Annotated in this window: 4 protein-coding genes and 2 tRNA genes; 3 read left to right on the top strand and 3 right to left on the bottom strand. The window is 55.5% G+C overall.

Annotation, left to right across the window (positions count from 1 at the left end):
- Positions 1-170: 170 nt before the first annotated feature.
- The gene (locus ABD937_RS09485; RefSeq protein WP_345255343.1) at positions 171-1,661 is read right to left on the bottom strand and encodes a sulfatase-like hydrolase/transferase; all 1,491 of its coding nucleotides are present in this window, start codon (positions 1,659-1,661) and stop codon (positions 171-173) included.
- A gap of 880 nt (positions 1,662-2,541) precedes the next feature.
- On the opposite strand from ABD937_RS09485, the gene ABD937_RS09480 reads away from it, so the two are divergent.
- Entirely contained in the window at positions 2,542-7,356 is a 4,815-nt protein-coding gene (locus tag ABD937_RS09480; protein WP_345255342.1) for an MBG domain-containing protein, read from the top strand.
- Positions 7,357-7,585: 229 nt separating this feature from the next.
- Here ABD937_RS09480 and ABD937_RS09475 read toward each other — a convergent pair.
- Positions 7,586-7,672: transfer RNA gene (locus tag ABD937_RS09475), tRNA-Ser, on the bottom strand.
- Between the two features lie 201 nt (positions 7,673-7,873).
- On the opposite strand from ABD937_RS09475, the gene ABD937_RS09470 reads away from it, so the two are divergent.
- Together ABD937_RS09470 and ABD937_RS09465 are read left to right on the top strand one after the other, a co-directional pair.
- The gene (locus tag ABD937_RS09470) at positions 7,874-8,635 is read left to right on the top strand and encodes an endonuclease III domain-containing protein (RefSeq protein WP_345255341.1); all 762 of its coding nucleotides are present in this window, start codon (positions 7,874-7,876) and stop codon (positions 8,633-8,635) included.
- Between the two features lie 84 nt (positions 8,636-8,719).
- Positions 8,720-8,804 (top strand) — tRNA-Ser (locus ABD937_RS09465).
- A gap of 135 nt (positions 8,805-8,939) precedes the next feature.
- On the opposite strand, the gene ABD937_RS09460 is transcribed toward ABD937_RS09465, so the two are convergent.
- Positions 8,940-12,182, bottom strand: coding sequence for a TonB-dependent receptor (locus ABD937_RS09460; RefSeq protein WP_345255340.1), 3,243 nt, complete (start codon positions 12,180-12,182; stop codon positions 8,940-8,942).
- Positions 12,183-12,345 lie beyond the last annotated feature (163 nt).

Genomic DNA, 12,345 nt, shown 5'->3' with positions numbered 1-12,345 from the left:
TGTTGTGAATCGAACACGGCAATTGCCGCTTCGTTCATTCTTCCGGCGAAAAAAGCCGTTTTTGCTATAACAAAAACAGCAACACAATAAAGATCAGCAACAGCATGGCATAAATGAACAACAGTTTGAAGCCCAAACGCCGGGTGTCCTTTTCGATCGGATCGCTCTTTTCACTCGATATCATGGCTGATTTTTTGGGATTTGGGTAGTTGGTGTTGCGTGCGTAGTTGCTCCAGTTCACCGGGATTGGTGACGCGTATCCTGCGATTGTTCATGAGGTCGTCGTGGATCATCAGGGTAATGGTATCCCAGGTGGCGCCTTCGGTCCAGCGTGGGACCGTCTTGTCTTTTTCCCATTGCTCCAGCTTCCTGGCCAGCAGGCCGAAGGTCTCCGGCTTTTGGAAACGCAGGTCGTTCTGCTCTTGCGGGTCCGTTTCCAGGTCATACAGCCGCTCGCCTAGCCCCCTCACGCGGATCATCTTATACTGGTTGAACCGGATCGCAGCTTCCGCGTCTTTGCGCCAGGCCAACTCCGCGTGCGGTGCGTCCGCCCGCGGCTTTGTCAGGAAGGGCAACAGGCTCACGCCATCCAGGGAACGCGGCTTTCGGGGAAGGCCAGCTGCATCGAGGGCCGTAGCAAAAACGTCCAGCGAGGAGGTCAGGCCACCGAAGTCTGCGCCGCCGCGGAACTTCCCCGGCCAGCTTACCAGGAATGGCACCTTCAACCCGCCTTCATACTTGTTTCCCTTGAACCCTTTGAGCGGACCATTGCTTGATTGATTGTTGTATGCACCGCCGTTATCACTCAGGAAGAAGAGCAGCGTGTTGTCGTAAATGCCTTGCTGTTTCAGCTCGGTGATGATTCGGCCTATCGACCGGTCGAGGGCATAGGTCATGGCCGCCAGCTTCTGGCGCGGATGTTTTTCGAACAGCTTGAGGTCTTCCGTGGTGGCCTCCATCGGTGTGTGCACGGCATTAGGCGCCCAGTACAGGAAGAAGGGATGTTCCTTGTTTTGCCGGATGAAGCCCGCGGCCTTATCGCCCAACACATCCGTCAGGTAGCCCTCGAAGCGCACGGGCTTCCCGTTTTCCTCGAGCGCGTTCCGGTCGCCCTGCCGGTCGTCTTTGGCGGGATGGTAGAAATAGCTCCGGCCGCCGCTCAGAAAACCGTAGTAGTAGTCGAATCCCTGTTGCAACGGATGCTGTGCAGGTTCGAAGCCCAGGTGCCATTTACCGAACGCAGCGGTTTTGTAGCCGCTTTCCCGAAGCACGCTCGCCAGGAGGGTCTGCGTGGTATCGATCCCGGTATAGCCCGCTCCTTCGTTGCATTCATAGCCGAAGCGCTGCTGGTACCTGCCGGTGAGCAGGCCAGCCCGTGACGGACTGCAAACGGAAGCGGTAACATAGGCATTGGTAAACCGGACGGAGCGGGCAGCGAGCGCGTCCAGCTGGGGCGTTGGCAGGTCTTTGGAGCCCATAAAGCCAAAATCGACGTAGCCAGCGTCATCGATCAGGATAACGATGATATTGGGTTTCCGGCTACCGGGCTGCCTCGAGAAGCCGGTGCTGAGCAGCAGAAACCCGGAAACGGACACAGCGAACAGTACCGGGAAGATGCTCTTCCCGATGCGCTGGCTCGGTTTCCTGGAACTGCGTTTCATTCGATCGGATTTTCGGTGAGGCAAAAGTTGGTTAAGGGCACCGCCTGCTGGTTCTGTGTACGATCGTGCGCCGGTAGCTGCGGCAGACGAAGGTTTAAGGCGATTCAATCGAAGGATTAAAGCTACCACCCGTATCCCGAGCCCGCTGTAAGGATGCCTTCAAAAAAGGGTGTCATTTCAGTCAAAGCAATTAAACATGGTATTTCCACCATCATGTGCGCGCACCGGATGCCCTACTGTGCTAGCTAACCGGTTCAAATTGTGTGAAACAATTACGCTCAGAGCCTTCTTGTTTGTAATCCTGATCAAGGCAGGCAGTAAAAACAAGCAGAAAAAAAATTGCCGTATCGGCATTTGCAAAAAGACAACCTCATTGAGAAACGGATACCGCTCTCCATCTGGCCAGGATTTGATGAACGTATCAGAAAATGAACTCTCGTTCTGCTGACCTGATCCCCTTTAGCGCTGAGTTCCTATCATCGGCTTGCGTTGCTTTATTTCTACTGTTTGCGATCCGCGTGTTCAGACTTGGTGTGTAGCTTCGACGGCAAACGCGATTTTACCCACCTCCGCTTCGTGCCAAAACGATGGCTTAAGAAGGAAACAACGGGGACAGAGTTGTGCAAATAGGCGCTCGAACTTCTTCTTGCAGCAGCAGGCTGTTCCGACACAAAAAAATTGTAAACGATTCCCGCAGAATGGTTCCATGGCGAAAACGTTCGCCCAGTTGATTGCACGGGAATAGTTCGCGTCTGGTTGCTTTACACCGCTTTTCTGGTTGATCTGTCACCACTACTGCGGCAACACTTTAATAGTTTGCTTATGGAAGCTATTGTGCGATTGCGCCATCAAAACCACTACCACCTTTTAATCCAAGTTTATGCTGCAGCTATTGAATCCTGGAAACCACAGGCTGGGTTTTCCAAAATCTGCCTTTTGCTCTTCATTCATAAAGTGCTGTTCAACGCTTGTTTGCCTGCTGCTTGCGGCAACCCTGTACGCACAGGCGCCGCTGGTATCGTTGCAGAATAACAGGCTGGTGTATAACAAATATGCAAACCGGGGCCAAACAAACCTTGTCAACCAGATCCCTGATTTCTCCAACGCAGGATACAAGGGCGGAGGTGTAAGGCTTCCCGATATCCCGGTGGCCGAAACCGTAACGGCCATACCGGGTGATTGCCGCCAGCTGATCCAGGATGCGATTGACCGGGTGTCGGTGTTGGCGCCGGATGCAAATGGCTACCGCGGTGCGGTATTGTTGAAAGCCGGTATCTACCCGGTAGAAGGGAGTTTGACGATCAAAGCAAGTGGCGTGGTGCTGCGGGGCGAGGGAAATGGTGTGAATGGAACCGTATTGATTGCCACGCAAAAAACACAACACGACTTTATCCTTATGGAAGGAACCGGCAGTGGCTATGCCGCAGTAAGCGGTTCCAGATTCCGCCTTGCCTCCGCATATGTGCCCACAGGGACCAAGATCGTTGAAGTGGTGGCAGGGCATAATTTCCAGGTGGGAGACAACGTGGTGTTGCAAAAAACGCCCAATGATGCCTGGATCAACGTATTGAATATGGCCCAGTATGGCTGGACCGCCTCGGCTTACAGAACAACCTATGAGCGTAAAATCGTTGCCATCGAGGGAAATACGCTGACGCTGGATATTCCGGTGATGGATCCCATCGAGCCACAATATGGCGGTGGTGAGGTCTATAAATCCAATGTCACCGGCCGCATCAATAATTGTGGTGTCGAGAACATGCGGATCGAGTCGTACTTCGCAAGCCGCACCGATGAAAGTCATGGATGGAGCGCAGTGCTGCTGAGCAGGGTGGAAAACAGTTGGGTACGCAATGTGGTGGCTAAGTTTTTTGGCTTTGGTGCGGTCAACATCACCAACATGTCGCGATTCAACACGATTGAAGATTGCGCCATGATCGACCCGGTATCACAAACGACCGGTGGACGGAAATACTCCTTCAACCTTGAATCAAACAGCACCAGTAATCTTATTCAGCGTTGCATGGCATGGGGCGGCCGGCACGATTACGTAAGCGGCTCAAAAGTGCCGGGCCCCAATGTATTTCTTGACTGTGTAGCCGATAACACCTTCGACGATATTGGTCCTCATCACCGATACGCAACCGGGCAGATTTATGATAATATCTATGGCGGGCAGATCCGTGTGCAAAACCGGGGCGCCTCGGGAAGCGGCCATGGATGGGCAGGTGCGCAGGTGCTGTTGTGGAATTGCCGGTCGTATAAAAGCGATATCGAAGTGGAAAGTCCGCCAACGGGGAGAAACTGGGGTATTGGCTGCATTGGCCTCACTCAAACAAACACCGGCTATTGGGAAAGCTGGGGCACGAATGTGTTGCCGCGCAGCCTTTATTTACAACAATTACAGGATCGTCTTGGGGCATCGGCTGTTACGCAGATCGCGACGGCCGATCAAATCAATAACGTACTGCGGCAAAAATTACTGACCCGTGGCAGAGCCATTGCTGCCGAACCACAAGTTTTCTACAATGCCAACGCCAATACAGGTGCCTTTGACCTGACGGACAATGGCGGCATATTGACGGCGCAGTATACGACAACCAGCCGCCCGGATCAAACCTATGAGAAGATCATCGATAACGATTACACTACGGCTTACTACCAGAGCGGCAGAAATGCCTTATGGGTGCAATACCGCTCTTCCGTTCCCGCTGTCGTTACCCGCTATACCATCACGTCATCATTCGAGGTACAGGCAAGGGACCCGGTAGACTGGAATCTCCAGGGATCAAACAACGGCACAAGCTGGACAACGATTGACACAAGAACAGGTGAGGTTTTTCCCACGCGCTCACTAACACGCACGTTCCAGATCAACAACACCCAGTCGTTTACCTTCTACCGTCTGAATATCACGAAGAACGCCGGTAATGCGAATACCCAGTTCAACGAATGGGAATTGTTCCAGCGAAAACAACAACAGATCAGTGTCGGTGCGCTGCCGCCGCTACATTATGGCGATGAACCGGCAGAGTTGATTGTAAGTGCCGGATCCGGATTGCCCGTTACGCTGGCAGTCGTATCAGGCCCGGGCTCGATCGTTGACAGCAATTTTTTAAAAATAGAAGGAACGGGCAATATTCTTATTCGCGTAACACAAGCAGGTAATGAGAACTATTTTCCGGCAACGAAAGATTTTACAGTCGTTGTAAACAAAGGCGATCAAGCCATTGAGTTTCCGGCGCTATCCGCTAAAGTCTACGGCGACCCTGATTTTGATTTAAGTGCCACGTCGGATTCGAAGCTGCCCGTTACGTACACCAGCAGTGATCCATCGATAGCGTCTATTACCAGCGGCAACAAAGTGCACATTTCAAAGGCAGGCCAGGTTATCATCACCGCCACGCAGGCTGGCTCACCATTGTATAACGCCGCAGATCCGATTGCGCAACTTCTGATCATTGACAAGCGCGCTTTGACCATTACCGCGTTGCCGCAGGAAAAGGAATACGGTTCAGCGAATCCGGCCCTGACCGCAAGCTTCGAGGGCTTTGTTGATGGGGAGGATGCCCAATCACTCACCGCGCAGCCAGTGCTTGCCACCGATGCAAATGCCGCCTCCCCTGTCGGAATTTATCCCATCTCTGTTTCCGGAGCCGCTTCACCCAACTACGCGATTACCTTTGAGGATGGAACACTGACCATTAGGCCGAAACAATTGGTGGTTACTGCAGACAACAAGCAAAAGCAATACGGCTCGCCCAATCCTACACTGACGGCAAGCTATGATGGTTTTGTCAATGGTGATAGCGCAGCAACACTGACAGCGCAACCCGTGCTTGCCACCGTGGCCGACCCTTCATCGCCGGTTGGGCAATATCCGATCACCCTATCGGGCGGTATATCCGGGAATTATTCACTGGTGTTGCAAGAGGGTGTCTTAACCGTCACCAAAGCTTCATTGACGATATCAGCCGAGGATAAAAACAAAACATACGGTTCCGCAAACCCACCCCTCACTGTGGCTTATGAAGGCTTTGTCAACGGCGATGATGCTGCTTCTTTAACGGCCCAACCTATTATAACTACAGCCGGTGATGAAACGGCTCCGGTTGGCCAGTATCCAATCACTGTTTCGGGAGCAGCGTCTGACAATTATGAGATCACCTATGAGCCGGCTTCATTGAGCATCACGCAGGCGGGCCAATCAATCAGCTTCAGCGCTATCGCTGACCGCTTTGAAGGGGACCCGGCATTCGACCTGGACGCTTCCAGTACCTCCGGGCTTCCGGTGAGCATTATTTCGTCCGATCCCTCGGTTGCTTCCGTTTCCGGAAAAACGGTAACCATCCATTCGCCAGGCACGGTAACCTTTACGGCGGGCCAGGACGGTAACAACAATTTCGCCGCCGCTCCGGATGCAGCCCAGACCCTCACAGTAGCGGCGTTGCCTGTGCCCACGATTACGGCGACCGGTCCGGTATCGTTTTGCCCCGGGGGGTCGGTGCTGTTGACTTCATCCGAGGCCGCTTCCTACCGGTGGCTTCTTGATGGATCAGGTATCAACCAATCAGAGCGCACCCTCACCGCTACAAGTTCCGGCAGCTACCAGGTAGAAGTGACCTACAGCAACGGGCTGAAGAAGACATCAAGCCCCTTTGCAATTGTAGTGAACGATGTCGACCCACCCACGGTAGTAGCAAAGAATGTCACGGTGGTGCTCGATGGTGGCTCTGCTACCGCTTCGCCTTCGGACCTTGACAATGGCAGCTACGACAACTGCTCGGCTTTGACGTTTACGCTTAGTAAAACGAATTTTGATTGCTCGAACATTGGAGAAAATACGGTTGTGCTGACGGCAACAGATGCAGCCGGCAATAGCTCCTCGGTTACGGCTACCGTTACCGTAGCCGGAACGGTACCGACGCCCGTAATCGCCATTACGAAGTCAAACACGACATTCACAGGCCTGGCAGATAATACGATCGCGTTAGGATACGGAGCGCAGACCCTTATATTGTCGTCTCCTTCCGGTGCCAATACCTATATCTGGAGTGGATCGTCGTCGCTAAGCGCAACCAGCGGCAATGCTGTTGGTTTCGCGCCCACATCAGCCGGAAACTACACGATCGTTTTAACAGCTGTCAGTCCATCCGGCTGCTCTGCTTCCACGTCCACGGTTGTCGAGGTTCTGGACGTTCGGTGTGGTAATAAACTGGAAAAAGTGGTCTTGTGCAAGCGGACCGGATCCGGCACGAATTCATTTGTGGAACTATGTGTCGGAGCGGCTGCTGTCGAGGCCCATTTAACTCAAGGTGCCACACTCGGCACCTGCACGCAGGCGAACGGCGCTACTACGAAAACAACGCAGCTGGTTGGCGCAGATTCGCCATTGGCAAAACATGGCGAGCGGGCAATTCCTGTCGATGAAGAAAAGAAAGACGACGTTCCAATCGTCATTTATCCGAACCCGACCCAGGGCGTATTTAGCGTAAAGGTCGAAGACAGAAAAGATTTGCCTTATCGATTCATTCTTTTTGATGCGCTAGGCCGTCAAATCAAAAGTGCTTCGATGCAACAAAATCCAAAAACGTCGGGAGTTTCATTCGACCTCGAAGGGAGAACGCCTGGGCTGTACTTTCTGTATGTGTCAGACGGGAAAAATGTCTGGGTAAGAAAGATTACAAAAATGTAACCCTATCGGTTCACGAACATTAGCTCAAGCTATTGCTGTTGCAACGGAAGTCATCGAGAGTAACCGAAGGATCGTAGCCGTTCGCGATGGTTTCGTTCGTTCAGGTTTTCGAGGTTTGAGGGCTCGGAACTGCAAGTGGCTCTTCGGTGCTGATCATTGACCTGGCAACGGATACAGCGAAAAATGAAAAAGGGACAAATCATACCAGTGATGATTTGTCCCTTTTTTGCGGAGAGAGAGGGATTCGAACCCTCGATACAGTTGCCCGTATTCCGGTTTTCGAGACCGGCCCATTCAACCGCTCTGGCATCTCTCCGGGGCGGCGAAAATAAGGCAGTTCGCCCAATCTGCGAAATCTCTTCGGGAATACCCGCTGGCAGTAGCTTTCGCCGCATTTGTGCAGGCATTTTGCAGTGCTGCTCGCCCGTTCTGCCACAGGAGTGCCCGAAAGGCGCTCCGGCACAGGATTTGGCCCTGTTTACCGCACCGGTTCCAAACAGCGCGGTTGCCCGCTTCTATGCGCACAAAGAAAGCTCTTGCCGCACCGGCACACGACACTCCGGAAAACCGTGAATTCGTACGCCTCATACACGAGCGTCTTTCCGAGGTATACGGGCGTAGCATCAAGTATTTCCACGACCTCGACCCGCTTTCCGAGCTCGTATCGGCCCTGCTCTCCCACCGTACCAGGAACAGCGATTCGGGCCGGGCTTTCCGCCAGCTGGTGGCCACCTTCGACAGCTGGGAAGCCGTGCGCGATGCGCACACCGCCGACGTGGAGTCCGCCATCGCCCCCTGCACCTGGCCCGAGCAGAAGGCGCCGCGGATCCGGCAGGTGCTGCAGCTCATCACCGAAAAATGCGGTAGCTTATCGCTGGATTTTCTCGCCGACATGGACGTACCCGCGGCCCGCCAGTGGCTGGAGGAACTGCCGGGCGTTGGCCCGAAAACGAGCGCGGCGGTGATCTCGTTCAGTACGCTCCGCGGAAAGGCCCTGCCGGTAGATTCCCACCACTTCCGGGTGGCGGTACGCCTCGGGATCATCGACGAGCGCATCGGGGAAGCGAAGGCCAACCGGGTGCTCGAAAGCCTGCTCCCTCCCGACTTTACCGCACAGCAAGTGTACGACCATCACCAGGTGCTGATGCGGCACGGGCAAAAGGTCTGTTTTCACTACCGCCCCGACTGCCGCAACTGCGCCGTACTTGACCTCTGCCCCACCGGCAAGGCGCTCCTGCAAAAGGACGGAGAAAAGGGAGATGCGTCAGCCGGCAGCTGACTGGGGCCTACTGCTGAAACAGCACCTAACCAGTTGGAACAGAACTTTTTTTGCGAAATGGGGCGCCCCCCCTACTTTTGCCGCGGAGAGATGGCAGAGCGGTCGATTGCGGCGGTCTTGAAAACCGTTGAGGGTTACACCTCCGGGGGTTCGAATCCCTCTCTCTCCGCTTAGCCCCGGCAACACGCCGGGGCTTTCTTTTTTGCCCTCCCTAAATCCACCAGCACCTGCATTTCCCGTGACCGGCAGGAAAACAAAAAGGCTGACGCATGCGTCAGCCTTTTTGTTTTCCCGGGTGAATGGGTCAGTTATTGAAGATATACCGCAGTCCGAGCTGGATCTGGTAGCGGGAGCCTTGTCCGGTGCTGCTCTGGAAGGTCGAGGTCAGCGGGATCTGGCTGGCCGCATCGAGGTACGGATAGCTGAATCGCGGCTTGCCCTGGTTCGGACCGGCAGCTGTTTCAATACCCTCGTAGCGCAGGAGGCCGGTACGGTTGGTGGTGCGGAAGGTGCCCCAGTTCTTGTTCAGCAGGTTGCCAAAGTTGAAGATGTCGGCGGTAAAGCGCAGGATGTTGCGGTACTTGCCGGCCTTCACCATGAAGTCCTGCGTGAAGTTCAGATCGAGGCGCTTATAGAACGGAAGCAGCAGTCCGTTGCGCTCGGCATACTGTCCCCGGCGGGTGCTCAGGTAGGGGTCCTGGTTGATATAGGTATTGAGCTGGTTCCACAGCACCTGGGCACTGCGCGTATCGCCCGTGGGCGCTACCAGCAGAATCTCGCTCTGGTCACGCGGTACGTAGATCAGGTCGTTCACCTGGCCATCGTTGTTCAGGTCGTTGCTGTACACGTAGCTCGCCGTACCACCGTTGGCGGCCTCGAACGTGAAGCCGAGCGAGGTCGCGAAATATTTCTTGTACTCCTTCCGGTAGAAGGCAGCAGCCACGACGCGGTGGGGCTGGTAGAAGCTGGAGAACGAGGTCGTGTTCTCGTTGGGGTCGTTGGAAACGAAGCGGTCTCTCCAGATGGATTGCGCAATGGAGCCTCCGTCGTTCACCGAGCGGCTGTCGCCGTATGTATAGGCGATCATCGTATACAAATTGTTCACGTTGCGCTGCAGCTGCAGGGTGATGTTGTAGGAATAGCCCTTCGACGTGTTCGTCATCAGGATGGCATCGGTAATATCGGGGTTCGACAGCGTGGCTCCGCCAGCGCCGCTGTAGATCTTCGCGGAATTGAAGCGGAAGCGGTTGTCGGGGCCACGGAAGCGTACGGCAGCGCTGGTGTCGGGCAGGTTGATGTTCTGGTGGTACACCGCGTTGATATCCTTGGTGTAAATACCTTCCAGGGTCGCCGTGATGTCCCAGAAGATCTTGCGGTCTACGGCCACGTTGGTGCGGAACACCTGCGGGAACTTGAAGTTGCGGTCGGTGATGGCCAGGTTGTACTGGGTGTTTGCGACGGCATTGGCCGGGCGGTAGGCATTCACATCGTCGTCGAAGGTGACACCTGTTGTACGTACAAAGGAGCCGAAGTCCACGCCGTTATTGCTCGCCTGGTTGGAGATCCACACAAAGGGCGGAGCACCTGCGAAGATGCCGAGGCCGCCGCGCAGCTGTGTTTTCTTGTTACCGTCCACATCCCAGTTGAAGCCCACCCGGGGCGACCAGAGTACGCTCGTCTTCGGGCCTTGCCCGGTCTGGATGCGCACGCCGCGGCGCCAGGTCAGCGAGTCGGCAACGCGATTCTCGTTGAAGATGTCCTCGAAGATCGGAATGTCGGCGCGGAGGCCTGCCGTGAGGGTGAAGTTGTTGGTCACGTTCCAGCGGTCCTGGGCGAAGAAGCCCAGCTGCCAGGAAGCGATATCGGCATAGGGGAACGCGCCGTCCTTGCGGGCTGAGTAGCGAAGCTCGTAGCGGCTGCCTGCAGGGCGACCGGTGTTGACGGCATTGTAGAACGAGTCGATATTGCGGAAGCGATAGGCACCGTAATAATTCGGGGCAAAGCCGTTGCGGAACTTGTTGTAGGTGTTCTGCGTTCCGAAGGTGAGGGTGTGCTTTCCTTTGAACACGCTCACGATATCGTTGAACTGCCAGGTGTCGGTGCTGAGGGTGTTGAAGGCGGTAAACGGCTCGTAGCCAAAGGAGGTCAGCGACGCTCCGGCGTTGTTCTCGATGTCCACGAAGGGGAACACGCCGCCGGGGCTGGAGCGGTAGTCGCGCAGGCGGTTGTAGCCCACCTGCAGCTTGTTGCTCCACTTGCCGAAGCGGCTGTTCAGCTCGGCGATCACGATGTTGAAATCGTTGTTGATCACATAGGAGCCAGCGAAGAAGGGCAGCGCGGTGTTGCTCGCCTGGCGGCCGCCGGCGGGCGATCCGCTGTTGCTCGGAGGCACGTTGCGGAAGGACTTCAGGTAGTAGTAGTTGACGTTCAGCGAGTGGCGGGTATTGATATTCCAGTCGACGCGGGTCGTCACCTTGTCGCTGTACGTCTCGAAATTATAGTTCTCGTAGGCGCCCGGGTCGTAGTTGAAGCGATCGATCAGGAAGGTGCGCAGGCTGTCGAGCTGCTCCCCTCTCGCCTGCGATACGTTACCACCGGCCGACTGGGAGCCGCGACGTGCTGTGAACGAGGTAGCCGGAGTCGATTCGCGCTGCTGCTCGCCGCTCACGAAGAAGAACAGCTTGTTCCTGATGATCGGGCCGCCGAAGGTCACCCCGCGGTTGTTAAAGTCGAACTGCTGGCGCGGAACCGTAAACGTGCCGACCTTGGTGCCCGTGAGATCCGGACTTTTCCAATAGTAATACAGGGAGCCGCGGAAGTCGTTGGTGCCGCTCTTCGTGACCGAGTTGATGCCGGCGCCGGTAAAAGAGCCGAGGGTTACGTCGTAGGGGGCAATGTTCACCTGGATCTGGTCGAGTGCATCGATTGAAATGGGTTGCGAGTTGGTCTGGCCGCCAAGTGTTCCGCTGAGGCCGAAGGTATTGTTGAAGGAAGCACCGTTTACCGTCAGGTTGTTGTATGAGCCGCTGCGGCCGGCAAACGAACTGCCGTTAGCCGAGGGCGTCAGCCGGGTGAAGTCCTGGATGCTGCGGTTGATGGTGGGCAGGCGATCGAGCTGCTGGCGGGTGATCACCTCCGAAGCGCCGGTGCGGCTGCGGCTGAACACGCGGTCGCCGCGGGTGCTGACTACGGTCACCTCGGAGAGGCCGCCGCTGGCGGAAACCAGCGCGAAGTCAGCCTTATAAGCCGTGCCGAGCGCGGTAACGACATCGGTCTGGCGGCCGGCCTGGTAACCAACATAGGACACCTGGATGTCATAAGGGCCGCCGACGCGCACGTTGGGGAGATTATAGCGCCCGTCTTTCCGGGCCAGGGTACGGTATACGGTGCCGGTAGGCAGGTGGGTGGCGGTTATAGTCGCCCCCTCGAGCCCGCTGCGGTTGTCGCCACGGACCACGCCGTTGATCTCGGACGTGGTTTCCTGTGCAAAGCCGGCAAGCCCGGAGAAAAGAATCAGTAGAACAGACAGTAGTGTCTTGAGCCTCATAGATCGTTTTTTGATTTCGGGCGCAAAGATTCACCGTTACAGCCGGCGCGCGGCTGAATTTGTATTATCAATTCGTTAACGCAGGCCACCTGGCGCGTACTTGCAAAGCGGCATACACTACTGTTGTACAAAGAAGAGCCGGGAACGCGAAAAGGTCGCACAA

Source organism: Flaviaestuariibacter amylovorans, assembly GCF_039541815.1.
In the GTDB taxonomy this organism is placed as follows: Bacteria; Bacteroidota; Bacteroidia; order Chitinophagales; family Chitinophagaceae; genus Flavisolibacter; species Flavisolibacter amylovorans.
Note: the sequence above shows the minus strand (reverse complement) of the source record. Positions and strands in the feature narration are given on the sequence as shown.